Raw genomic sequence first — 24,821 nt, 5'->3', positions numbered from 1 at the left:
CCGATGTCCGGTTCGAACCGAATTCTCCCCGGAACGCAGGATTCTCTGAAATCCCCCCGCGGGAACGACGCACATCCCCGTCCCTTATCCCCCGGCACGGTCCGTTCTTCCATGCACGAACGAGGAACGGGGCGCCCCCGCGACGAGACGGTTTCCCATCGATTGCAGGCCGTTTCGCCCGCTTTTCGAATCATCTCCGGAACAGCCGTCTTCCCGATGCGCCCAATCGAGCTGCAAATCGCCGCGCCTTGAAGGAGCCGGTCGCTTGGAAGCGGCAAACAGCACCTCCCGATACTTCTTCAAGGAATTTTGAAGGCTGTACCGGGTGAGCGACAGTTCCGCGGCCCTTCTCCCCTGTTCATCCACCAGCGACCGATCCTCATAGTACCCCAGGACGGCTTTCTCCATTCCGAGCGGATCATGCGGAGAAACGACCGCGCCTATGCGTTCTTCCGCGATCATCCGGGCGATTTCCCCGTTGCCGCTGCCCTGGTAAATGATCGGCCTTCCGACGGCCAGAGCGCTGTAGGCTTTGGACGGCACCACCAGCCCCTCGAAACCCGGCCTCAGACAGATGAAATGAACGTCTCCCAGGCAGAGGCTGTCCGCAAGTTGCTCCGCGGGCTGCAACGGCAGCAGCAGTACATTGTCGAGGCCGTGCCCGGCAATGCCCTTCTCTATCTCGGCACAACGAGAGCCCTCGCCGATGAATACGAACTTCAGATCGTTCACCGTCTTCAGACGGCGGGCCGCTTCCAGCACGTCGTCGAAGAAGTGGGATACTCCGAGGTTCCCTGAATACAACACAACGAACTGCTTTCCCAGTCCCTCCGAGACCCGCAAGGTGCTCGTCGTCCCGGGCGCCGCGCAGACGCTCTCCGCATTCGTCCAGTTCGGGATCACGTGGATCCGGTCGGCTTCGACACCCGCGTCCTTGACAAGTTCTCTCATGCAGCGACCGATGACCACCACCGCCGCGGCATTTCTCCATGTCAACCGCATCAACCGCCTCAGAATACGGAAAGCCGGGCTGTTCTCTTTCAGTAGGCCGTCCCGCACGTACACATCCGGGTAAACGTCCATCACCACGCAACAATACGGTTGTCGGCGGATGAGTTTCAAAACCAACCCCCAGCAGGAAAACATCGGAGGCTGGCTCAAAAACACGTTCAGGTCGGTCCCGCGGCTCAAAAGCGTATAAACCACGGCACTCAGCGCGTAGCTCAAAATGATCCCGACGCGCGATATCGCGCCCCGCTGAACCTTGAACACGGATGGAAGCCGGGTGATGCGTATTCCGGGATGGTTCAGAGCTTCTTCGAGCCCGCTTCGAGCGGTGCGATTCTCTGCCCCGCTCATGCATATTTCCACCTGTGCTCCCTCGCGGGCCAGGTACGGTCCCAAGTCCCGGTAGTACGACGTTACCGGTTCATGGGTGTTGAAAAATCGAAGCCTCAACTTGCTTCACCCCCTTGTCGCAGGAATGACGTGATTTCAGGAAAGTCAGGCCGGCCGCCGGAATGGCCGTGGGGCACAAGGTGCAGGGGTCCGCGGAGCCGCACCGAAACCGCCGTCATCCGTCCTCGCCGCACACGGCCGCGACGACCTGGTCGAAATGCACTTCCTGAGTGAAGTTCCGCGCGAAATGCGCCAGCGCATTGGCGCTGAGCTGCCGGTAACCGTCCGGGTCACGCGCAAGGCCCGCGACCCTGTCCGCGATCTGCTCGGGAGCGCCGGGATCGACGAAGGCGCCGTTGTAGCCGTCTATTACCTCTTCGGGGATTCCCCTGTATGGCGTGGCAATCACCGGAGTCCCGAAAGCGAGGGCCTCGATGATGACGATCGGCTGTCCCTCCCACGGATACCTCGTGGGCAGGACAAAAGCATGAGATTCCACATGGAGTCTCGTCTTCAATTCTCCTCCGACGACACCATGGAATTCCACGACATCGCTCAGGCCCCAACGGTCGACGAGATCATGGAACCGCCTGCCGGCCTCTTCGCCGCTCAAGTCCGCGCCGTCCACCGCGGTCTTGATGAACGCCCCGCAAAAATCACACCGGATGGGCAGGGAGTACTTCTCCCTGAGGATGCGACATGCCGCCAGCAGGTCCAGGTAGCCTTTTGATTCGATCATGTTGGCCAGATAGAGCAGCCGAAACGGGGCACCGTCCGGCAACAACTTGGGACCGGATGTTCCGGGAAGCAGGTCGTCCGGCAATCCATTGGGAACCACACGGATCTTTCTGTCGATTTCCGGAACGAAATCCAACTGCTCACGCAACAGTTTCCCCTCGACCATGATGACCGTAGCCTGCGCCAGCGTGCGGCGAATCAGTTTCCTCAGAATCGCCGGTTGCTCGGAATAGAACATCCCGTATCCGCCGCCGTAGAGCCGCAGAACGATCCTTCTTCCCATGAGGCGGCTCGGCCAGATGAGCGACGCATCCCGGATGAATCCCATCAGAGATGAGCCGATGGTGAGATAGACCGTGCGACAGCCCCTCAGCTTACGAAGAAACGAGGCGATGAGGCCTAAGGTATGGATTGCTCGCGTCACGCTGAACGATCCCGCTCGCGCGACACCGCCCTTGACGGTGTTGACGATCTCGTGCTTGAGGCCTTTCTTCCGGAAGGCCGATATGGCGTGTTCGAATCCCACTCGAGACCCGGTCACCGTATGAGCGGGATCCAGCCTCGGGCCAACCAGCAGAACTCCTCCATCAGACGCATTCGGCATTCCGAAACCTCACCGGACAAACGTATACCATGAAACCGCTCGGCTCCATGGCTGGCATTCAGCCGCTCGCCCCCTTTGGAATCCCCGGGAACGGCGCTTGTGGGTGAATTATCACGACTGGCCGCTAATCTCAAGGACGATCAATTCGTCGCCGAGGCCCAACGAGGAAAACTTATTGCCCCGGGTTTTGGGAGGAGAGTCCGCATTTTGGCCGCGGCGGCGCGATCTCGTGATCGGTTTCTTTCCGGACGCACTTGTCGGCGCTTTCTCACACCAGCCCGGACTGCCCTGCGCAAAGGCCCGGTCCGTTCTGATGCGAACCCGCCCGCGGAACGAGCTGACTGCGCGGAGTCCTTGCTGTTGGCCGGCGCAACTCAGGGGCGCCTTACGACAATCTTTGAAGTGGCAATCAATGCTTCCATGTGCTATTAGAAACGGGTTATTTTTGATCGGGACGGTTGCCCTCAGGATTGCAGTGCGAGCTTTGTGCACTCGGTATTTTGGGATTCTCTCCGGGCGCGGGCGGCACCAGGACGAGCGCACGTTCCTCAGGACGCGTACGAATGATTCTTTTCGTACAGGAGATGATTCCCCGAGGAGTTCTTTCATGGAAAACACTCCAAGACAGTCCAGCGAGAAAGTGATAACCCTTCTCGACCTTCTGGTTATCACAGCCAAGCGCAAACGGCTCATTCTCGTAGGCACCTTCAGCTTCTTCGCCTTCTTGATGGCACTGTGTTTCTATATGGACCCGATCTTCACGGGAACGGCCAAAGTCGTGGTGCCTCAGAACACCAGTTCTTCCACTGCCATTCTCTCCCAGATTGCCGGCTCAACCGGCGCGGCGGGGCTGATCAGCGGAGCCTTGGGGCTGGGGTCTTCGGCGGACATGTACGTCGGCCTGCTGAAATCGAGAACCGTGATCGACGCCGTGATCCAGAAATACGGCATATATGCGCTGTACAAGGATGACCGTATCCTCGGGAGCGTGCGACCTTACGATATGGACTCGTGTCGCGAGTCCTTCATGGGGGCTTTGAAGCCCGAACTGGACGCCGAATCGGCAATCATCACCATCGGCATCGAGGACAAGGACCGCCAGAGGGCCAGGGACATGGCCAACAGCCTGGTGGATGAGCTCCTGAAAATCAGCCAGTCCATATCGGCCGCGTCGGCTCAACAGAAACGACTCTACTATGACCTGCAGTTGAAAAAAGCGCACGAAGCGCTCGTCGGGGCTGAAGAGAGCCTGAAGATGTTCCAGGAGTCCACCGGCGTCATCCAGATCGATGAGCAGGCCAGAGCGACTTTGAGCGGTATCGCGACGATCCAGGCTCAGATCGCGGCCAAGGAAATCCAGCTGAAGGTGATGCGGTCCTACGCCGCTTCGAGCAATCCCGACCTGATACGCGCTACCGCCGAACTGGAAGGTCTTAAGGAGCAACTGAAGAAGCTTGAGGAGAAAGAAAGCTCGCCGTCGGGAGGTTCCATTATCCCCACAGGCTCCGTGCCTTCCCTGGGGGCGGATTACCTGCGCAAAGTGAGGGACTTCAAGTACCAGGAGACCGTTTATCTTTTGCTGCTCAAGATGTATGAGTCCGCGAGACTCGATGAGGCCAATGACTCCTCGATCGTTCAGGTCGTCGACCGGGCCGTGCTCCCGGAAAAGAAGACCCGACCGAAGCCGGTGATCATCGGAGTGGCCGGAATACTCATCGGGTTCATCCTGTCGGTTTTCGCCGCCTTTCTCCTTGAATACCTCGACCAGAAGTCCGTCTCCCCCGAGTCGAAGGAGAGCTACTCAAAGCTCGTTCAGTATCTCAGGAGGCTTTAGCGCTCACTTGCATTAGTTAACGTCGTATTGTCCTATGCTCTCCATGAGAACAACGACCATAGAACTCAGCCAAGAAGAAAGGCGAATCCTCCAGTCTTGGGTGAAAAACGCCAAGACGGAGCAGAGAATGGTCCTTAGAGCCAGGATCATCCTCATGGCCGCAGAAGGGGGCAAGACTAAAGACATCGCCCAAGCCCTCACGCTCCTAAACGCCACTGTGAGCAAATGGCGAACCCGATTCACTCAGAGAAGAATCGAGGGGTTGCGGGACGAAGCCCAGAGCGGAAAGCCCCCGACCTACGACTCGGAAACGGAGAAGAGAGTGCTTGCTCTTCTCGATGAACTTCCCCCCCGAGGCTATGCCACCTGGAACGGACGATTGGTATCCGGGGCTTTGGGCGACGTCTCCGACGATCAGGTCTGGAGAATCCTTAGAAGGCACGGGATCTGCCTTGCGAGAAGAAAGAGTGGGGGCATCTCCAAGGACCCGAACTTCTCGGCCAAGGCCGCAGACGTGGTTGCGCTCTAGCTTGATCCTCCGGAGAACGCCCTTGTTCTTTCTGTTGATGAAAAGCCCCGCATCCAGGCCCTTGAGAGGGATCAAGGCTATCTCAAGCTTCCGAACGGAAAATCCCTCTACGGCTACTCCCACGGCTACAAGCGCCATGGGACCACCACACTTTTTGCCGCCCTCAACATCGCCACCGGACAGGTAAAAGCTGGCCACTACAGCCGGAGACGAAGGAGGGAGTTTCTCCGATTCATGAACATGGTCGTGGAGGATCATTCGGGAAAGGAGATCCACGTGGTTCTCGATAACCTCAACACCCATAAGCCCAAAAACGACCAGTGGCTCAAAAGGCACCCCAACGTTCACTTCCACTTCACCCCGACGGGAACCTCATGGCTAAACCAGGTCGAGTGTTGGTTTAGCACACTTACGCGCAGCGCCCTTTGGCCAGACCGTGGGGGATACTATCCGCTCGTCAACGCGCCTGCTCGTTTCACGTCCCCTCAGCAGGACCTTTCGAGATATCCGGGATGGACGGAGGCGTTGAGTTTTAGAGCATAGGCGGAATCGGGACTTTGTTGGGTGAATGTTTGTTTTTGATGCACCATACGACGGGTAGTCTCACAAATGATTTTCGACGGGACTGGAGTATGTCATGCCTAAGGAAAAACTAGATATTTACTTCGAGGCGTGTGGTTTATCGAATAGCAAGTCTCAAAAAGGAGAATACGTCAGGGATGTGCTCGAATACTGCAAACACATGCCGGAAGACCCGAAAGCCAAATTATTGATTAAGAAATTAAATCAAGCGGTCAAGGTTCCAGGATTTCGCTTCTTTGAACTGGCAAAGTCGGAGAACCAGACTGTGGCTCTACTGCCGAAAGTTGGGCGGCTGCGGTATCTCAGTGAAGACATCATTGAACTCTGGTCCAGAGCCCACTCAGAACTTGTAGACCATGCATGCGAGCATCTGGACACGATAGGAGAGGATAGACTGAGGTGGCTGAAGGAACAGGTCATCATGGATGAGTGTCATGATGAACTGAAGGAAATTGTTAACGACTTTGTTGCAAGGAACCCGGAGACAGACCTATCCAAAGCGCTGCAGGCCTTCTATTTCATCGTACTCTTCGAGGATGTGCTCTGCGAGGAGTACGATGAGTCTGATAAAAACGATGAGGTATTGATGGGAGAGAAAAAGGAGATTGTGGCTGAATCAGGGAGAGATGACCACGCACAGGTGTCTCCAGTGGAGATCAGAGGGGCACCTGTTATGTCTGAATTCTGGCAAGACCTGTTCCAGAAATTAGAGAGTGTGCCTGACGAGTCGGAGGACTGGGATTACTTGCCGGTTTTCATCGATCATCTTCATGAATTGAAGGAGAGAAAGAGCAAAGACCGGGCAGTCGCAGAGGTGCGGCAGAAAATTGATGATCTACTAAACCAGATGAGGAGTCTGCTGAGCCATTATTTGGATCAGACCTGCTTTCTTGGGTTGCACTCCTGGTCCTCTGGTACGCTGGGCGACAGTGAACTTAGGACAGTCTCTGTCCAACTGGAATCAGCGCAAGAAAAGATCCAGCGCAGCCAAATTCTGCAAGGAGAAATACTGGCAAACCCCTTCAACTACCAGGCGGCCGTCGACCTTGCAGAAATCAGTCGCCAGATCACTTCAGAGTTCAGTGAATTGGCCCGGTTCTTTAGGCCCGATTCCGGAGTGCAACCTGAGGGTTTCACGCCGGTGGAGCCGCCGACTGAACTCGAAGTCGCCGACCCCATAAAGGCGGCCGGAGCTGGACCAGATGGAATGCCCTCTCCCGCAATGGAAGATTCTGCCTGTAGAGATATCTCCGAATGGGATAAGCCGTGTGAGGGTGGAGTGGTTGCTCAGGAAGAAGGCCCCAGTCCGCTCTTGTATCTCAGAGTTGACGAAGAGATTGAGTCAGATGTTTATGAATTCACTGACCAAAAGGCTGCCGCAGATACCGTTCAAAGGGATCTCGTTGAGGAAAGCGCAGCAGACGAGAGCCAGGTCCAGGAACCCTTAGAAGAACTACAGTTGGGCGATGCCCCAGGTTTGGGATTTGAGGTAGTTCAGCCTGAACCTGAACAACCTCAAGAGGAACCCGAAGAGCCTACGCCAACTCTTGATGACACAGAGCCAGCTGAAAAATCTGCGGAGGACATCCCGGCCATTGCAGAATCGGCCAAAGTGGATTGGAATGAATTCATCGCTAACCTCCTCATTGAAGATGACATCCCGGGAGCCTATTGGGTATCGAAATCCATGGAGGCGTGCGGTGAGCGGGGGATTCCATCCTGGCTCGTGGAATCCTTGGTCGGCTCCCGCCTCCTCCGCTGGGATAATGACTTTTATGGCACTGAACTGGGTGAGCTCTCCAAGAAGTTTGTCCCGGACGGCAGCGAAATCCATAGAATGCTGGGGCTGGCGGCAGCGCTGAAGCCTTCCGTGATCTCTCCTTCCAGCGGAATGGGGAGCTGGCTCGCTGAGCCGGCGTCTTTGCACGAGGCTCACGAGGCTGTTGTCGCGTTGCGCAACTTTGCGCAGCGCAGGTGCCCGCTGAGGTCCGAGGACCTTTCCGGTGCCGAGGAAAAGGAAGTCCGAAAGCGGAAGCTCGACAGCATCGTGAGAGAGGCTCAGGAGTTTCTGAGTGAGAGACCAAGGAGAAAACTCATCCGAACCACTACGAACAAGGTTTGGACTGCCTTCGTGGGCACTGACGGGCCAATCCGGCAGATGTTGCTCCCAGTCTCGAACGATTCACGGCGTGAAGCGGAGATTGTTGCTGCCCTCGTTGCGGAATGGCGAAACAGAGAACACCTTGAGGAAGAGGTCGAAAGGGCTCTCGGCAAGCATATCAGGAACACCCGGAATATCGGCACTTCACCGAGAGAGCAGATCTATGACAACGTAGTAGATGCCATCGACATTGGCGAAAAGTGGCTCAATGCGGTCCGACGTGAAGAGATAATTGAGGGTAGAGGGCAGTGGCTCCAGGCGCAGGTGAGGCGGCTCAGGGATGGAATCGGCGGGGGCATTCGCAACGTGCTGGGAGCGCTCAGAGACCAGAGCAGAGAATCGCAGTCCCTGGAGCGTCGTGCGGCAGCCATGGTCCTGGGGCGTGCCTTTGTCGAGATCGCCCAGATTCTGAACATCCAGATCGACCCTGAGTGGCCCCAGCTTTTCAGAAACAGCGTTGAAGGTTGGGTCTCAGGCGGCGGCAGTATTAAGGATATACTTGGAAGAAGACTTATTTTCCTACCTGAGCTCCCCATCAAAGATGATCTCTCGCTCAATGCCGAAGCAACCGTGAAGGTGAGGCATGCTGTCTGGAACTCTCATAAAGAAGGTCGCACACTCGCTGACGCACTGATTGGCTGGTTTAAAGCAAGAGATTTTCGCTTCGTTGAGATATGCATCGATCATATCCCTGCGGATGGCAAGGAGAACGGGTTTAGACACCGATACCGCGAACTTCTTGACGGGGCTAGACTAGCCCTCCAAGAAAAGGTGGATACCGCCCTTGAGTCGGTTGAGCAGGCACTTGTCGACGGGATTCTTCTCGACGAGGATCGATCTGAGATGCTTGACTGTATCCGTCACATACAGCCTCTGAAAGAATACAACATATCTGGAAGAGACGCAGAACTTAAGGGAGCGATCCACGACCGGCTGTCGATTGCCAGAAAGGCCAGACTCGAGCATTTGAAATCCACCTGGGAGGACCTGAGCAGCAAGCTCATATCGATCATCACCGATCCGGAAAAGTCTGACAGTGTCAAGACCTTCATCAAATCGGCATTTCAAAACGGCGAGATAAGGGTACTGGGTGAAACCCTGTCGCATCTCTGGGAGATTGTGGAAGTCGGGAAGGAATTGGACTCGTCCCTCTTCAAAAGCAGAAGAAAGATCGAATGCGAAACGCTCAGAGACTTCTTTGTCAAGTACTCCGAGATCGAAAACTTCATGTTCCGCAACAACGGTCTACAAAGTGTTATCCAGACGATCAGGGAGAAAGAACCAGTCGCTGGTATGAGCTATGCCGGTCTCATGAACGACCGCCTTGAAAGCGCCTTGAGCGGGGTCAAGGCTTTCCTCGAGCTCAAGAAGAGCCGTCACGATCATGGCAGGTCGCTTCAGAACATCCGAGAAGTGCTTTCCTTTCTGGGTTACAAACCCTACAAGGGAGAAACGTCTCGGATTGACATCAAGGAAAAGTCTCAAGATCTTCTTTTCCTCAGGGCGTCGGTGACGGCGACGAACCTTGCCCGACCTATCCCCGAGTTTGGGAGTCTCGTCGAAGGCGCGCTCAATGTCCTCGTCCTTTGGGAACGCCCCGTGGCTGAGACCATCACCTCCCTGGTGCAACAATCAAGGGTCGACCGCCACGGTCTCGTGGTGCTTTACCTGGGACGGATGAATCAGGCCGAGCGATGGGACAGTCTGAGACTTTGCCGTGCCGATAACGTCACTCTTGCCGTTCTAGACGAAGTGTTGCTTGTCTACCTCACCAAGGAACGCGGCGAGCGCTTGGGGACATTCCTGCGATGCGCGCTGCCTTTTACCGCCATTGACCCTTACAAGCCTTTCGTGCAGGGCGATGTGCCCCTCGAGATGTTTTATGGGCGCAAGCGCATGGCAGATGACCTGCAAGAATACAGCACCTGCCTGGTATACGGGGGGAGGCAACTCGGGAAATCCGCTCTGCTGAGGCACGTCCAAAGAAGTTTTCACCACCCGTCACTGGAGCGTTACGCTCTCTACCTCGAGATCAGAAATATCGGTGCTGCCGGTTCCAGAGATGCCAACAGGTATCAGGATGAGGTCTGGGAGCGGATTCGGGAGGGACTCAAGAGCATCGGTCTCTTGAAGCAGAGCATACACACCTTCAAGGCAGAGACCCTCAGGAAACACATCATCGAATGCCTTGAGGAGGTTCCCGGACGCCGCATACTCGTCCTTTTCGACGAGGCCGACAATTTCCTAGACGCCGATTCCAGCTTGAGCGCGTTTCCTGTGCTCCAGGAGCTCAAAAGCCTGATGTCGGATACGAAACGCCACTTCAAGGTGGTTTTTGCAGGCCTGCAGAATGTGCAACGGTTCCAGGGTATTCCCAACCAACCTCTTGCCCAGTTTGGCGTTCCGCTCAAAGTTGGTCCCCTGGATCCCTCGGATGCGACCCGGCTCGTCTGGGAGCCCATGGAGTTTTTAGGAATCGAGCTGGATGAAACCACTGTTTTAAGGATTCTCTCGTACACAAACTACCACGCCGGGCTGATTCAGTTCTTCTGCAAGAAGCTCATCAAGCGGATAGGCAAGAAGCAGCAGGACAGGAAGGTACAGCTGCCCATAAAGATCAGACGTGAAGACGTGGAAGCGGTTTACCGGGACCAGGCGGTACAGGATGAGATTCGGCAGCGACTTGACCTCACGCTTGAACTGGACACTCGATACCAAGCCATAACCTGGGCATTGATAATCGAGCAAAAGAATGATCGGGACAGCTACTCTCGATCATTTTCGGCAAAAGAAGTCCTGGACCTAGTGAAAGTATATTGGGCGGCCGGCTTTGCAGAGACTGAAATCGACGACATGAACAGCAAGCTGGATGAAATGTGCGGTCTTGGTGTTTTGGTTCGCTCTTCGGATGGTTGCTACCGCCTTCGCAGTCCCAATATGGTAACGCTAATGGGGACCAATATTGAGAGCCGGCTCGAGGAGTTGAGTACAAGAGAGCCGGAGGAAAAATTTCGACCGGATTCACACCACACGTTCCTTGATCCAGGACCTCATTACAGCCCCCTCACGTATTCTCAGGAGCGTGACCTCTCTTCTCCCGACTTTGGCGTGAGCATCCTCTTTACCTCACCTGCTCTTGGCCTGGATTTGATTGCCAACGCACTCTCCAGGCTTGTCCCAAAGGGGTATCTCGAAGAGGGGCTGGGCATCTCCCAGGAGATTCCCTCGCGCATCAAGAGTCCAGAAACCTTGAGCGATTATCTTTCGACCCTGCTCAAGCCATCTCAAAAGGCCGAGCAGTTCATTTTTCAATTCAGACCACAGTGTGGCGCAGAGGCTTTAAAAGCTTTGGTCGGAGGATGTCTGGAGTTCTGTGTAAAGCATCGACAGAGAACCAGCCGGCGCTGGTGTAAAATCATATTCGTGTTCGATCCCGCTACGGCAGAGAACTGGTTTGCTATGAATTCGGAAGAACGAGATGAACTGGAAACAAGATGCGACGCAGTTGTGTCGCCAAAACTTTGGAGTGAGGATGGCATTCGCAACCGCCTCGAACAATTGGACAAGCTGTCATCGCCTGAAGTCTCACGTGAGATTATCAGAGCAACCGGAGGATGGCCCATTCTTGTGGACCACCTCTTCCAGACCTCTGCAAAAGAAAACAACCTCGCCATTCCAGCAGCAGAAATGATGAAGGAGCTTTCGGGGGTGGGTTCTACTCTGCGAGGTGACTTTCTCAATAGGATCTCCATTGGAACCCTTCCAGGAGTGCTCGAAGTCCTCAAAGTTTTCCACGAGATTGGCACGATCGCCGAATCCGATCTGTCAGACCTGCACCTCCTTCTCGATGCTGAAGGTGACAGGGGGCGTGCGAGAGAAGATACCCTGAGAGCGGTAGATTATCTCAAACGAATGCGAATCCTTCATTCTGCGGCAGATGGGACTGTACTGGACAGGGTAGTCAAGAATCTGCATTGGATTGCGCAATGACGCTGGTGCTGACTTCGATGTTCAGACTGCCCAGCGTGGTGCGGTTTACGGATATTGCAATGTCGCACCTATTGGATGGGCTGACCAGTATCGTGCTGGTTCCCAGGACCATCCCCATGGGACAGTTCGGTCAGGAGCTTCGATCCAGATTCATCCTGAGAGGCATCGACTTTCTGGAGATTGACATCTCACGGTTTGCAGCTACAGCCCCTGTCACATGCTTCTGCCAAGAGTTAGGAATCAAATGGCGGGATCCTTTAGCCCCGAGAATCTTGGCGCACTTGCCCGAAGCCTGTGACTTCCCCGAAATTCTCCCCGAAGTGGTTTGGCTGACTGGTTTTGAGGAAACTGCACCCCAGACAGCTCAGGCATGGATTGACGCGGCATTTGTCTGGTCAGGAAACAGCAAAGTCCTACGGGATCGAGGCATCCGGGTCCCCGCTGTATGTGTGACCATGCCATGGAAAGCAGAACTCCGCATACCCAGATCGGATATTTTTTTTAAGGTGTTTCACTGGTGGGGTATCCCCTCCGTGCTCGAGATGCGCCTGCTTTGCCAGAATGAAACCAGCGTCGAAAATGAATTTGAGATATGGCAAGAGTACCTGGTTCCCCGCCTGTGTGTGGGGGACCCTCTCTTGATGCCTGCTCTGCTTGAAACGAGAAGTCTGGAAGAGAGGGAAATAGGACCCATACTTCAGGAGATAGCAATTGGGAGAGGTTGGAGGAAAGAGTCGCTGGACTCCCTAGGGATCGAGGAGACCTTTTCGCTGAACGACACCAAACTCAACAGAATGCCCGAACTTTCAGGACAAGTATTGTCACTCTGGGGTGAAGGCGTACTCAATTGGACTCCCGATAATGGGCTTTCCATCAGCAGTGCAGCCCTGCAGATTATTGGAAAGCACGTCGCGATTAAACATCGAATGTGGCGCGGGCAGTCGGAACTGGTCCTCCCCATGATTGATGCGCTGCGCTTGCGGGTTTGTGATTACATGGCCGGAAAACATGGATGTGATTGGCCCATAGCCCATGTTGAGCCGAAGGACCTTCAGGAATCGGTGGCAGTTCGCCAGACACACTACAACTGCCAACTGGGTCACATGGAAACCGTGCTTGCCAGTTGGCCGAGCAGGCAGCCGGTCATGCGCGAGACAGCTGCCTGCATCCGAGGTCTCAGACCTCTTCGAAATGATCTTGCTCACAATCGCGTTATGACCTTCTCAAAGTACCAGGACCTGTGTGAGCGGATCGATAGGGTACTCAACCTGCTTAACCGCAGCAGCTAGTGTAGCATTTCTTAAGTTCATTGATATTATGCGACCAACGGTTTGCCCGTGTACGTCCAATTAAACGGGGCCGCATTTGTTTCGTTATAGCGTTTTATGTACAGCATGGTCTGCTTGACCAGTGCCTGCTTGCTTTGCCAGATGCCACCGCGAATGACATCGCGAGTGAAGATGCTGAACCAGATCTCAATCTGATTCAGCCATGATGCGTAGGTGGGCGTGAAGTGAAGTGTGAGTCTTTTGCGCTTTGCCGCCCACTCCATCACCTTCTGGTGCTTATGGGCACTGTAATTGTCCACTATCACATGAAGGTCCCGATGGGGGAATTTCCGATACAAGTGCTTCAGGAAGCCGAGGAACTCCGCATGGGTATGGGAATCGACACATCGTCCCTCGATGAGACCTTCGTGAACGAGCAGGGCGGCCAACAGACAGGTCGTGCCATGGCGCGTGTAGGTATGGGTTTGCCGCCTGGCCTGGGTGGGACGCAGGGGCAACATCGGTTGGGTTCGATCAAGTGCTAGGATTTGGGATTTTTCGTCCACCGAGATCACCAAGGCGTTTTCCGGAGGGCTGAGGTAAAGACCAAGAATGGCTGCCTGTTTAGGTTCAAATTCGGGGTCCGGGCTTTTTCCGCACCACTGGTCGATTTTGTGTGGTTTAAGGGAAGCCTCGTTGAGAATGCGGAAAACCGTCGCCCTGGAAAAACCCGACGCATCGGCAAGCTTCGTCATGGTCCACTGGTTGCTCGCGTCGTCAGGTTTAGTGCAGGCAAGTGCCATCACCTGCACACGCTCCTCGGGAGTGATGACGGCGGGCCTACCCCTGCGGGGGATGTCCCTCAAGCCCTTAAGTCCTTGCTCAACAAAGCGCTTGCGCCATTTCAAACAACTCTGCCAAGTCAGCCCGACCTTGGTTTCCATATCCTTGAGCCCCATCCCGGCGGCGGCACACAAAATCACCTGTGCCCGTTTGGCAAGTCGCTGCTCGGTTTTGCCGGCCGTAACCCACATGAGCAAAGTGGAACGCTGTTCATCGGTCAATTCGACACTGGAAGGTCTTCTCATTTTTCGCCCCCTTTTGGGAGGCATATTATATAGAATTATTTATGAAATGCAACACTAGGACCCTCGGGTATCCGTGCGGCGGACGAAATTCGGGGGCATCCGCACCTTCTCCATGCCTCCGTCACAAGATGGCATGGCTCCACCCGGGGCCCGAACGTGTGTTGCCCGCCGCACAGCCTGGCGAACCGGTGTCGTGTAATTTTGAACGCACCTCCGGATGAGGTGTCGCCTCCCGGGCTGGTGGATTGTCTCGATCATACGAGGAGGCACCCGGCCTGAGGAGGTTCATCCGAGGGCACCACGGCATTCGCACCTCCTCCGGAGCGCTTGCGTTCCGTTTCCGAAAGCCTGCGGGCCGGCAACAAGCTACCCTTGGGCGGGAACGGGTTCTCGATCCTGGTTGCGGGAAGCGGGGGCCGCCCGGATAAACCACACGGCCGCGAAAAGAGGAATCGTCTGAGTGAGCGTCTGAATGATTGCTCCGCTCAGCGTTCCCCCCATGAGGTAGAAAGAGAAGCTCGTCATCGTTGTTACATATATGACCAGGGCGGCTTTGTTCGTGCGGATGTAAGGTTCGAAACTGCGGTAAAGGAATTTGAGCCACCCGCCCAGCAAAAAAACACCCACTATGGTTCCCGGCACGCCGCAATTCCAATACAGTTCCGGAATGAAGCCGGGGGGTACCCCGGCCCCGCTTCCACTCGGGTCTTTGGTTTCGTAGACGAGTTGGCCGATAGTCGCACCCGCCAGTATGATGGGTTTATCGGGCCATGACGTTCTCGGCACGGGGGCGACAACCCAGGTCACGAGCGTGCTTCCGAACTCGTAGGGCAGCTTGTCGGGTATGGCGTTCACGATCTGGCCGGCTTTGTCGATTCCGAGATAGTTCCGATTCCCCACCGTCTTGTCCAGGATGGTCTCCCCAGTCAGATAGCCGGCGACCTCGCTCCATCCTGAGGCCCGCGCCCGCAATGCCAGCATGACCACAAGCAGGAGTATGATCATCGTGGCGGTCAACAGGATGGTCCGCACTTTGACCTCCCCGCGTACATAGTGCCAGAGGACCATGGCAATGACGATGATGATCACCACATCGTGGCGACTGCTGTTCATTATCGGAAAGACCGCGGCCAGCATGCAGGTAAGAACCACCAGGAAGCCCATCGGCGATATCCAACGCCGACTGGTGCCGGCAAACCAGCACAGGAGCAGATAGAATGCCGGGATGATCAGCGAGGCAGCCCATCTGTAATAACCCAGCACGGTCTTCTTGTAACCCTGTGATTCCGAGATGGTGTAAAAATGTTTGGTGGAGATGGTCGAGAGCACGAACTCCTTGAGTCCCATAGTCTTAAAATAGAAATACATGGCGACCAGGGCGACTACGGTATAGAATCCGATGACAAGAAAAAGGCGCCAGGTAATCCAGGGTCTGTTGCCGAGCAACGGATAACGCTCGACTCTTACGACCGGCAGATTCAACATATATCCGGCGGTAAGAAAGAGGAGGGCGATCAGTATGAGCGCGCCTCCCCCGATCATGGCGCCGGGGTGCTTGTACAGAAGCAGCTCTTGAGTAATGGTCGCATTCTCGTACAGAGCCATATAGATCGCACGCAACGTGACCCCGAACACCGTCGAGAGCATGATAAAGCTGATCGGCTCAAAAACGTCGTATTCCCGGCGGAACAGCGTCGGGAGTGTCATGACCAGCAGGCAGCATACTCCCTCAGCCCACAACACGGACCTTTCCAGGCCAACCCACGCGAGAGAGAATGGAAACGCCACGATGGCGCCGACACCCAGAAAGAGACACAATCCCTGGAGAAGCGCCAAAGAGTTGTAGCGTTCAACCGTTTTTTCCATGTCCACTCCCAAAGCGGTCGGTTGGCGTGGTCGGATCAAACCGGCCTGTGCGGGGTTCTCCCCGCTCTACGGAACGACTTCCCGCACCAGGATTTCCAAATGGGCACCGACCGGGCACGGGCAGGAATATACCAGGAACGGCGGCCGGCAGCAAGTTCGTTGGCAAGGCAGTTCGTTGGCAAGGCAGTTCGTTGGCAAGGCAGTTCGTTGGCAAGGCACAGTTCGTTGGCAAGGCACACTCATCGTGGAATCGCGTGCGACCGGAGCCTGCAATCGCATCCGGGCCGGACGGGAACGCTCCGACGACACTCTACCGCCGGCACAGCGACCTTCATTGCGATCTCCATTTTCGTTCCGACAACAAATCCGCCATCCGTTCCGTGAACACCTCACGTCCTGTTCTGGAAAGATGGTTGTTATCCACGAACAGCGACGGATTCCGCGTATCGAAACCCACGGCGCCGTCCACGTAAACAAAACCTTCGTTCCGGATCAGATCGCCCACATACCGCTTATTGAGTATAGTCCCAGGGTCTTCTTCCACCGGAGCCGGCATAGGGGTTTCAACGAAAACAGCTTCCAGATTCCGTTCTTTGACGTACTGAAAAATGTTCCGGAGAGAAGCAAGCTGCCTGGGGTCGGGTCTGACTGCGTCGATGCCCGGCATGGGACTTTTCAGGTTGTCGAACTCGTCGGACCGGAGCGCTCTTCTTTCCCTCTTCAGGTATCCCCCCTTGTAGGAGCCTCTCGAAATCAAAGGATTGCTGACGGGAGCCGTGAGGATCAGATCGTTGTTGCTCACCACCACCAGTTCGTAAAGGCTGTAAAGGTCGAAACCCGGAATGTCGTTCCAAGCCAACCGCAAGATCCGATGTTTCAAAGTCCGGGGAGCGTCGAAAAACAGGCGGGTATCCTGCAGCGCGGGGGGGTGCAGGATACCGAACACCCGAACCTCGAGCACATAAGTCTTGATCCTCACCCGGTCGTTTTCAGCGACAAAACGGATCAGAGGCTCCATGAGAAAAGGGCCGAGGCCGTTGTAGGAAACGAGGTAGGCGGACTTGCCGGTGTGCCTTTCCAGGAGTTGGACATCGTAGCTCTGGCGCGTGTGGGATGATCCGATGAAAAGGAAGTCTACTTCCTTTTCCCGGAGAAGTCCTCCCAGACCCAGAGTCTGAGGGGCCAACCGGTCGGAAAAACAATATTTCATGGCCACGAGCGCCGACAAACAAGCCGTCACGACAAGGACGAATGCAATGGACTTGAACCAGAATACTCTCATGGCTAGAACTGACGATAGATAAAGGTGGTGGATGAAAATTCCCCAAAAAGAAGGATGATCAGGGCCAGCCCCACCAGGCAGCCTCCCCTGAACCTTCCCGATGAACGCCACAGTTTGAGAATCCGCGCGTCCCCTGTTTCATTGATGAATTCCACGTACTGCATGAAAGCGATGAACAGGACTGAGACCAGGAAAGCCGCCACGGCCGAACTGTCGTTGGTGAACGGTAGAATCACGAGGCCGGCGTAATTCAGATTGAACTGCCATCCGCTGAATATCTTTGTGACAATGGTCCACGCTTCGGCAATCGACGACGCCCTGAAAAAAACCCATGCCATGGATACCATATGAAAGGTGAGAACCACCTGGACGATTGCCGCAAGCTGCCCGTGGTTCTTCAAGCCCATGATCGTGACGGCGCGTTTTCTGAATCCGGAGGTCCATTCGGCGAGGATCACGCCCAGGCCGTGGATGCCCCCCCACGCGACGAACGTCCAGTTGGCCCCATGCCACAAACCGCTGACCAGGAAAACAACGGCGAGGTTGAGCACGTGTCGGGCGCGGGATACCCGGTTGCCGCCAAGGGGTATGTAGAGGTAATCCCGAAACCACGTGGACAGGGAGATGTGCCACCTCGTCCAGAATTCCCGCAGTGACCGGGAAAAATAGGGACGCCTGAAATTGATCACCAAATCGTAACCGAAGATGCGCGAGGCTCCGACCGCAATGCTGGAGTACCCCGCAAAATCGCAGAATATCTGATACGTGAACAGGTAGGAGGCGAGCAGGCAATGCCCTCCGGAATATGCATGCGGATTGTTGAAGACGGCATTGACGTAGACGCCGATGCGATCCGCGATCACCAGCTTCATAAAGAAGCCCCAGAGCATCAGGGTGAATCCCTCGGTGAACTTCTCCGGGTCGAAAGTTTTCCTTTCGTGCAGTTGCGGTATCAGGTGAGGAGACCGTTCAATGGGGCCGGCGATCAACTGGGGGAAAAACGAGACGTAGAGGGCGAAGACCCCGAGATGCTTCTCTGCCCCAACTTTGCCTCGATAGACATCCACAAGATAGCTGACCGTGCGGAACGTGTAGAAGGATATCCCCAGCGGCAGCAGCAAGTCGATGCGGGGTATGTTGACCGAAACGTTGATTGAGCTCAACAAAGCCGTGATCGAGGTGCCGAAGAAGTTGTAGTACTTGAAAACGAGCAGAACGGAGACGTTCAGGCCGATGCACAAACCAAGGAGAATCCGCTTCTTTCTTTGAGTTCCGGCATCCTGCATAGCCTTGGCAAAGGCAAAGGAAACCATGGTCGTCGCCATGATAAGAGCAAGATACCCGGGCTGGCAATACCCGTAGAAGAAGTAGCTCCCGGCGAGAAGCAGAATCCAGCGCAGGCGATGGGGCAGCGCAAAGTACGCGATGACGACGGTGGTGAAGAACACGAGGAAACTGATGGAGTTGAACGACATACCGCGGGATTCCCATGAGCCTCTGATGCGTCAGGCGGAATTGTGAACCGGCCGGACTGCACGTCCCATTCCCGACAGCGCCTGCGTCGATGCGCCTCGATCGGAGTTTTCGTGCAATCGCAATTCTAATGGTCAATCCATGCAACTGCCCGGGTCGACAGACCTCGGGCAGTTCGTCATCACTTCGGACGCAAGCCGTGTACTTAGCACGGATCAGCCTTCCCATTCAACAACCACGACGGCCATGTATTCAAAACGGGGCACGTCGATAACGGTATCTTCACCCGATGCCCCGGTGGACAGGCTCTTTCCGGACACTGCCTCGAAAATCTTCCGAGGCGGCCTTTTCCCTCGCAGCAGTATCTTCACGCCATCGCACGGCGACGGAATACCGTCCCTCTCCGAAAGACCTCGCGCACGCTCCCGCCAGTTCGCGGGACCGCCCGTCGGGACCCAGGAGAAATCGTTGCACAGCGAAACCGTAAGCCGCGTTCCCGCGGGGTTGGTGAAAAAGACCGCGTGCATCTTCTCGGGGCCGCCCGATACCCTGACCGGCACCTTGGACATTTGCGGCCCGAGCGCCGCGAGGAAATCGTTTACCGCCCTGTCGGATCCGACGTTCGCATGCCAGGCCCATTCGTCCCTGTTTTCAACGACCAGGTTGCCCTGGTCCCTGAACTTTTGAACGGACTGGGCCATCGTCCCGGTCAGCGTCTTCGGAGCGGGGAGAAACAAAACCTTGTAGTCTTCCAGGTTTCCTTCTTCCAGTTGGCTGTCACTGATGACTCCAACGGGCACGCGGGACCTCAGCAATGCCCGGTAGGCGCCGTAATACGGATAGAGGACCCGTGTCAGGGCCGCCTCCGGCGAAGCGAGGTACTGATCCCGTCCATGCTCCGTAAAATGGACGGCCGCCCAGCGCATCGGCCGGCTCCCGGAAAAATAGGGCGAAACCGTATTGCCGAGCGCCACGGCCTTCTTGAACGGGTGGGCGGAGATGCTGTTCTCCGGAATATCGAGGTTTGCGATGCAGCCGTGGCTGACAACGCCCGCCACCGCATAGAGCGACGACAAGTCGTCTTTGAGACCGTATATCCAGATGTGTCCGGGCCTTCCATCGGCAACATCCCTGATCATGGTGTATCCGAGTGCGATTTTTGCGTCCGTCTCGAATGGTTTCATGTCACTGCTCAGGTGGTAGAGCCTCCACTTCGGGAACTCCCTGGCGGGCAGACTGAATTCGCTCTTGCCGGAATCCGCGATTCGGAAGACGCGATCCGTCAAATGCCTGTCGACGATTGCCGGCCAAGTGTTCCCGGACACCAGCAACACCACGTTGGGATTCTCGTTGTGCAACCCATGGGACCACTTCCGGAATGCCCTCTCGATGGTCCAGTTGTTGAAATCGATCAATTTGTTCCAGACGGGATCGCGGGCATCGGGCCTGCGCGGGTGGGCCTGGCCGGTTTGCTCTCTGAACAGTTTTCTACAATACTGGCACCAGCATCCTGTTTTCGGCATGTGAGAGTCATCGAAATAGAAACCGTCGGCGCCCATTCTCACCAGCTCCGTGACCCGCTGGAGGTAGTAGTCCGTATAGGGTGAGTTCAGGCACATGTATTTGCCCCTGCGGGTACGCATCGGCCTGCCGAGCCAGTCCTTGCACACCCAGTCCGGATGCGACTCGGCCATGTGGTCGTCTTCCATATGCCGATGGTAGACGATTATGTTGAGCCCTTCACGGTGCGCGCTCTCGATGATTTCCCTGGCGATGTTCCGGTTCTTCGCCTCCGGAGCCGTTGCACCGACCGCACTGGGCCACCACGCTCCTTCGCTGCCCGACTTGATATGCCTGACGACAACATGAACCCCCATTGCCCTGAAGTGTTGGGCCGCCCTGGAGAATACATCCTCACCCAGCATGCGCAACGTCAGGCGGGTATGAGCGTGCACCCGGTATTTCTCAAACCAGGCGGGCGCACTGCGCGGACCCGGCTGCGCGCGGTCGGCGGGACGTGTTGGCGAGGCCGCCTCGGCAAGGAAACGAGCTCCCGGCAGGATCGAGTCCAGCCACGGGGCGCTCTGGAGCCCCAGCAGTCCAAGAATCTTGAGGAAAAATCGACGTTTCATTGTTTTCGATTTCCTTCTTCTTAGGTTTTCACCTGGGTTTCAGCCCTCCTCCCCGCTTCCCCGGGGGACGGCCAAAACACCAATGTGTCACGATGAATCGGCGGGCCTGTGCCGCGTCGCCCCCCTCCGTCCTGCAGGCCTTCGTTAACTCGTTCGTAATGCGGCCTGAATCGCCGACTGATACGCCTGCAAGTGCTCCCCAGCGGGAAAAGGCCCTTCCGGAAACCCCTTCCCCGGAACATTGCGCCAAGAGAACGTCGCTCCAGCACTGCGCTCCGGTCCGACCGGATCGCGCTTCCGCCTCGGAGAACCATCAATAGTGTGCGAGCCGATACTTCCGACTCAATTCGGTATAGTATTCCAAGTCCTCATTGGAGAAGTAATCGTGCCAGCCCCCGGTTTCTCCGCTGCGCGCAAACATGTAGTCTGCTTTGAACCGGTCGGTTTTGGTCTGCCCGAATTGCCTCTCGATCTTCTTGACCCTGCCGAACCTCGACCGTTCGGCGGCGGCCGCCAGGAGGTCATCGCTCATACGGATGCTCAGCGCGTCGAGCATTCGTCTGAAATGCGCGATGTCGTCCACTTTCAAATCCTCGTACCTGAGAAGAACCGTACAGTGGTCGACCCACGAACGATAGTGCCTGAACCACCTCTCGAGCCCGAAAGCTTCGCTCCTGATGAACTCGGAAAACGTCCCCTTGAAACGCGGGGTTTTCTTCCCATTTTCGAAATGGAAGAAGGAGACCATTGTGTCGCGGGGGTCCCTGATGACCAGAACGCTTTTGCGGTTCCTGAATATGGGCCAGCAGCCCTTATGCGTCTTGACGATTCGAGGGATCGTCGTGTGTTGCCACGGAAGGAGCAGGTTGTTCACCCCCAACTCGGGCATGGTCCTGTCGAGAGTGGGAAAATCAACGACCCTGTCCCCCCACTCGGCCAGGGATATGACATGGCAGAAGAAAAACCTGACCCAGGTATTCCCCGATTTCGGAAAGGACGTGAGAATGACGTCGTCCTTGCGCAATCCGAGGATCCCCTGGGCATAGCGGATCGCTCTCCTCACTTTGTCTCGGTCCGGCATCGCAAGCATGACTTCCTCCAACGCGGAAAAACACGATATCACCGAGGGCGAGCCAAAGGGAGGGCCACGCTTCGCTCATCGCGCACTCGGTCATATCCTGCCTGAACATCGATCATCGAATAGCCCCGCGGCCGCTTCAGGAGCCTTGAGGCGGCACCGGAAAACACCGCCTCACGGAAACCCCTTGCCGTGCCCGGTTCCCAGGCGCGGCAGGCGGTCGGCGCTGCGACATCCTAAACGCGGCCCCACGTCCTGGACCAGGCTTTCCTGAGATCGGGAGTCAGCGGCCGCCGTTCGCGGGAAACCCGCTCCAGAATTCTCTGGGTTTGTTCGACATGCGGACGGTAGAGCGCTCGAAGCCCATCCGTCGTCGCGCCGGACAGGTCCGGTTTGCGGGACTCGATACCCAGCCGGTGAGACCACTTGTTTGCGATGTCCATCACCTTCCCCAGGGCACGCGACCTTGGGATGATCCGTTCGAGACTGATCAGCGGCCGCAGGTAGGTGTTGTGCTTCGGCCTCTCGTTGAGGCTGGGCGGTTCGAAGTCGGGATTCACCCCGATGAATTCGTAAATCCTGCGCAGTACCGCCATGGGCTTCTCGCTTATGTCCTCATAAAGAACGAACAGGAACCGATCCAGATCGAAGTGCCCCAGATACCTTTCCATCTGCACGTCATAATATCCGCGATGGATGATATCGCGATACTGCATCTTCACCCCGGGGTCCCCCTCCGCGGAATCCGCATTCATCGCCCGGTTTATTCCTTCTTCCAGGGGCAGGTCGGGAATGACGCCCTTCCTCAGCACCCAATGATAGGCGGAAATGACGCGGTCGATGGGATCGCGCATCGACAGGATGAACTTCACGTTCGGGGCGTGCTCCCGGACCGCCCCCGGCGCCCTTGGATCATAGATATACTCCACCGAGACATCCCCCAGCTTTTTCGCCTCCGACGGTTGCCCCAGCAGCCCGAAATACCAGTCCGCGCCTCGCGCTTCGTACAAGTCCCCACCAAGGTATTCGACTTCCCGCTTCTTCGCGGGCAACTGCAGTTCGGGATGCTCCCGCAGGCAGTAATACAGCCAGGAAGTCGCGCACTTCTGCGCGCCGACGACCAGAAAATCCAACCTTCCCGCCATCTATTCGACTCCTTGTTCCGTCTCCCCGGGAACGCTCGAGCGGTTTCCCCGGAAGGCAGGATTACCATAAGGGTGGTTTTCGCCCGCAGCCGTGGACGGGCGACGATGCAACCCGACGACTCGAATCCGTTTCATCGGTATACACCCGCCCTTTTTGCTCTCCACGTCAACCGCACATTGTCTGAGACTGAATTCATCGTTGGGCCCTCTTCGAAAAAAGGCCCGGAATGGTCATGATTCCCAACAGCCGCCAGACCATTACCACGCCGAGAAGATTCTGCGCAATCAAAGTGATTGCCGTCGCCGCAGCCGCTCCCAGAACGCCCCAGAAAGGGATGAGCGCCAGGTTCGCGACAACGCAGCACAAAGCACTGAAAGCCATGATGTTGTTGGCCACCCGTTCATACCCGCACATCATCAGCACGGCAGTCACCGAACCGGTCGCCACGTTCACGAACTGCCCGAGCGCCAGGAGCGCGAGCGAAGTACCCCCTCCGGCAAATTGCGGGCCGAACAGGCCCATCACCAACCCGGGAGCAAACACCAGGGGGATGATAATCGGTACGCTCATGATCGTCATCATCTTGGCGGAACCCCTCGCCAGGCGTCCAAGTCCCGAAAGATCACCGCGACTGTAAAGCGCGGCGAATTTCGGAGCGGAAATGCTGTTCACGGCGACCAGGATCAGCGTGGTCAGGCTGGCCGTGCGGTTCGCCACCGCGAAGATGCCCACGTCGGCGGAGGTGCTCCATACCCCCAGAAAGCAATTCGAGCACCATTGCATGATCAGTTGCCAGCAGGACGCGAAAAAAAGCGGAATGCTGCTCGCGAGCAGTTCCCCGGTCTCGAAGTGCCCTTTTATTCCTCTCAGGCAGGGTGTCTCGCGTCGCCAGACCCACATCGCGATCAGCGTGGTGAGCACCGTCGCCAGAATGTAGGCCCATACCGCGCCGCGGGGGCCAAAAGAGGGCGCGAGCGCGACCGTGCCGACCGTGAAGAACAAAGGCACCCACGCGCTCAAAACCATCATCGCATCCCGAATATTGTCCACCGCCCTGAGAAGCTGGGCATAGAGAGCGGAAATCGCGAGGGGAATCGCGGCCAGTGACATCCAGCGGAGCAGGCCGGTGAGCTCGGGGTTGTTGAAAAGCCTTTCGGCCACCACGGGAGCGGACACAAACATGAGGATGCCCGTCAGTCCGGACGCACCGACCGCGAATCCGATCCCTTTGGCGTAAACCCCTTTGACGGATTCCCAGTTGCCCTGGGACACGTTCGCCGAGGCGAACCTCAGGATCGTATTGTTCAGCCCCATGCGGCCGAAAACCGCCGCGACGGTCACTACGGTCAGGACAAGGAAATAATGGCCGGCCCCTTCCGCTCCGAGGCACCGGGCCAAAACGATGTTGGACGCGAATCCGACGCCGGCTGCCAGGATCTTGATCAAAAATGCCGTCGATGCACCCCGGACGACCTCTTGCATTCGTCCGTCAAGGTTTTTGAGCGACAGCAAAGCCATGATTCGCTCACCCAACATCCTGCGGCTCTTTTCCTTTCACGAGACTGTCGGCTGTTGCGGGTCCGCCTCAGGCGCAAAGAATGAACGCCCTTCAACGGATTCTCGTCTCGAAATCATATTGAATCAATCAAAAA

General features: G+C 56.4%; 14 protein-coding genes and 1 pseudogene. 5 read left to right on the top strand and 10 right to left on the bottom strand.

What is annotated here, in order from left to right; translation table 11 throughout:
• Window positions 1-84: 84 nt before the first annotated feature.
• Both SFUM_RS04105 and SFUM_RS04100 read right to left on the bottom strand, forming a co-directional pair.
• Window positions 85-1,458 carry a glycosyltransferase family 4 protein gene (locus SFUM_RS04105; protein ID WP_011697662.1) on the bottom strand — a complete coding sequence of 458 codons (1,374 nt, stop codon included), beginning with the start codon at window positions 1,456-1,458 and terminating at the stop codon, window positions 85-87.
• A 115-nt stretch (window positions 1,459-1,573) separates the two neighbouring features.
• Entirely contained in the window at window positions 1,574-2,740 is a 1,167-nt protein-coding gene (locus tag SFUM_RS04100) for a glycosyltransferase family 4 protein (protein ID WP_011697661.1), read from the bottom strand.
• A gap of 607 nt (window positions 2,741-3,347) precedes the next feature.
• On the opposite strand from SFUM_RS04100, the gene SFUM_RS04095 reads away from it, so the two are divergent.
• The 5 genes and pseudogenes from SFUM_RS04095 (at window position 3,348) to SFUM_RS04080 (ending at window position 13,125) form a co-directional block, all read left to right on the top strand.
• A complete protein-coding gene (locus SFUM_RS04095; RefSeq protein ID WP_011697660.1) occupies window positions 3,348-4,574 on the top strand; it encodes a GumC family protein in 1,227 nt (408 codons plus the stop codon).
• Between the two features lie 127 nt (window positions 4,575-4,701).
• On the top strand, window positions 4,702-5,103 hold the full coding sequence (locus SFUM_RS21380; RefSeq protein WP_011697659.1) for a helix-turn-helix domain-containing protein: 402 nt from the start codon (window positions 4,702-4,704) through the stop codon (window positions 5,101-5,103).
• 18 nt (window positions 5,104-5,121) lie between these two features.
• A pseudogene (locus SFUM_RS24085) lies at window positions 5,122-5,646 on the top strand (IS630 family transposase); the annotation flags it as partial.
• 94 nt (window positions 5,647-5,740) lie between these two features.
• Window positions 5,741-11,836 carry an ATP-binding protein gene (locus SFUM_RS04085; RefSeq protein ID WP_011697657.1) on the top strand — a complete coding sequence of 2,032 codons (6,096 nt, stop codon included), beginning with the start codon at window positions 5,741-5,743 and terminating at the stop codon, window positions 11,834-11,836.
• Window positions 11,833-13,125 carry a hypothetical protein gene (locus SFUM_RS04080; RefSeq protein ID WP_041439800.1) on the top strand — a complete coding sequence of 431 codons (1,293 nt, stop codon included), beginning with the start codon at window positions 11,833-11,835 and terminating at the stop codon, window positions 13,123-13,125. The genes SFUM_RS04085 and SFUM_RS04080 overlap by 4 nt, the downstream gene beginning before the upstream one ends.
• A 26-nt stretch (window positions 13,126-13,151) precedes the next feature.
• Here SFUM_RS04080 and SFUM_RS04075 read toward each other — a convergent pair whose 3' ends face one another.
• The 8 genes from SFUM_RS04075 to SFUM_RS21370 form a co-directional block, all read right to left on the bottom strand.
• Window positions 13,152-14,192 (bottom strand): IS630 family transposase, encoded by a 1,041-nt coding sequence (locus SFUM_RS04075; protein WP_011697655.1) that lies wholly within the window; start codon window positions 14,190-14,192, stop codon window positions 13,152-13,154.
• A 366-nt stretch (window positions 14,193-14,558) separates the two neighbouring features.
• Window positions 14,559-16,058 carry an O-antigen polymerase gene (locus SFUM_RS04070; RefSeq protein ID WP_011697654.1) on the bottom strand — a complete coding sequence of 500 codons (1,500 nt, stop codon included), beginning with the start codon at window positions 16,056-16,058 and terminating at the stop codon, window positions 14,559-14,561.
• A gap of 331 nt (window positions 16,059-16,389) precedes the next feature.
• The gene (locus SFUM_RS04065) at window positions 16,390-17,340 is read right to left on the bottom strand and encodes a hypothetical protein (protein WP_011697653.1); all 951 of its coding nucleotides are present in this window, start codon (window positions 17,338-17,340) and stop codon (window positions 16,390-16,392) included.
• 2 nt (window positions 17,341-17,342) lie between these two features.
• Complete coding sequence (locus tag SFUM_RS04060; RefSeq protein ID WP_011697652.1) at window positions 17,343-18,815, bottom strand: MBOAT family O-acyltransferase; 1,473 nt, start codon at window positions 18,813-18,815, stop codon at window positions 17,343-17,345.
• Window positions 18,816-19,028: 213 nt separating this feature from the next.
• Entirely contained in the window at window positions 19,029-20,945 is a 1,917-nt protein-coding gene (locus SFUM_RS04055) for an alpha-amylase family protein (RefSeq protein WP_011697651.1), read from the bottom strand.
• A gap of 313 nt (window positions 20,946-21,258) precedes the next feature.
• Window positions 21,259-22,026 carry a sulfotransferase domain-containing protein gene (locus SFUM_RS04050; RefSeq protein ID WP_208597105.1) on the bottom strand — a complete coding sequence of 256 codons (768 nt, stop codon included), beginning with the start codon at window positions 22,024-22,026 and terminating at the stop codon, window positions 21,259-21,261.
• A 233-nt stretch (window positions 22,027-22,259) separates the two neighbouring features.
• The gene (locus tag SFUM_RS04045; protein ID WP_011697649.1) at window positions 22,260-23,168 is read right to left on the bottom strand and encodes a sulfotransferase domain-containing protein; all 909 of its coding nucleotides are present in this window, start codon (window positions 23,166-23,168) and stop codon (window positions 22,260-22,262) included.
• Between the two features lie 193 nt (window positions 23,169-23,361).
• Window positions 23,362-24,705 (bottom strand): oligosaccharide flippase family protein, encoded by a 1,344-nt coding sequence (locus tag SFUM_RS21370; RefSeq protein ID WP_049766282.1) that lies wholly within the window; start codon window positions 24,703-24,705, stop codon window positions 23,362-23,364.
• Between the last annotated feature and the right edge of the window lie 116 nt (window positions 24,706-24,821).

The sequence above is a fragment of the Syntrophobacter fumaroxidans MPOB genome (assembly GCF_000014965.1).
GTDB classification, from domain to species: Bacteria; Desulfobacterota; Syntrophobacteria; order Syntrophobacterales; family Syntrophobacteraceae; genus Syntrophobacter; species Syntrophobacter fumaroxidans.
Note: the sequence above shows the minus strand (reverse complement) of the source record. Positions and strands in the feature narration are given on the sequence as shown.

What these genes read in the sequence shown, in the direction of transcription:
- SFUM_RS04100 (WP_011697661.1), bottom strand. Translation starts at nt 2,740, where the DNA reads ATGCCGAATGCGTCTGATGGAGGAGTTCTGCTGGTTGGCCCGAGGCTG.
- SFUM_RS04095 (WP_011697660.1), top strand. Translation starts at nt 3,348, where the DNA reads ATGGAAAACACTCCAAGACAGTCCAGCGAGAAAGTGATAACCCTTCTC.
- SFUM_RS21380 (WP_011697659.1), top strand. Translation starts at nt 4,702, where the DNA reads ATGGTCCTTAGAGCCAGGATCATCCTCATGGCCGCAGAAGGGGGCAAG.
- SFUM_RS04085 (WP_011697657.1), top strand. Translation starts at nt 5,741, where the DNA reads ATGCCTAAGGAAAAACTAGATATTTACTTCGAGGCGTGTGGTTTATCG.
- SFUM_RS04080 (WP_041439800.1), top strand. Translation starts at nt 11,833, where the DNA reads ATGACGCTGGTGCTGACTTCGATGTTCAGACTGCCCAGCGTGGTGCGG.
- SFUM_RS04075 (WP_011697655.1), bottom strand. Translation starts at nt 14,192, where the DNA reads ATGAGAAGACCTTCCAGTGTCGAATTGACCGATGAACAGCGTTCCACT.
- SFUM_RS04070 (WP_011697654.1), bottom strand. Translation starts at nt 16,058, where the DNA reads ATGGAAAAAACGGTTGAACGCTACAACTCTTTGGCGCTTCTCCAGGGA.
- SFUM_RS04065 (WP_011697653.1), bottom strand. Translation starts at nt 17,340, where the DNA reads ATGAGAGTATTCTGGTTCAAGTCCATTGCATTCGTCCTTGTCGTGACG.
- SFUM_RS04060 (WP_011697652.1), bottom strand. Translation starts at nt 18,815, where the DNA reads ATGTCGTTCAACTCCATCAGTTTCCTCGTGTTCTTCACCACCGTCGTC.
- SFUM_RS04055 (WP_011697651.1), bottom strand. Translation starts at nt 20,945, where the DNA reads ATGAAACGTCGATTTTTCCTCAAGATTCTTGGACTGCTGGGGCTCCAG.
- SFUM_RS04050 (WP_208597105.1), bottom strand. Translation starts at nt 22,026, where the DNA reads ATGCCGGACCGAGACAAAGTGAGGAGAGCGATCCGCTATGCCCAGGGG.
- SFUM_RS04045 (WP_011697649.1), bottom strand. Translation starts at nt 23,168, where the DNA reads ATGGCGGGAAGGTTGGATTTTCTGGTCGTCGGCGCGCAGAAGTGCGCG.
- SFUM_RS21370 (WP_049766282.1), bottom strand. Translation starts at nt 24,705, where the DNA reads ATGTTGGGTGAGCGAATCATGGCTTTGCTGTCGCTCAAAAACCTTGAC.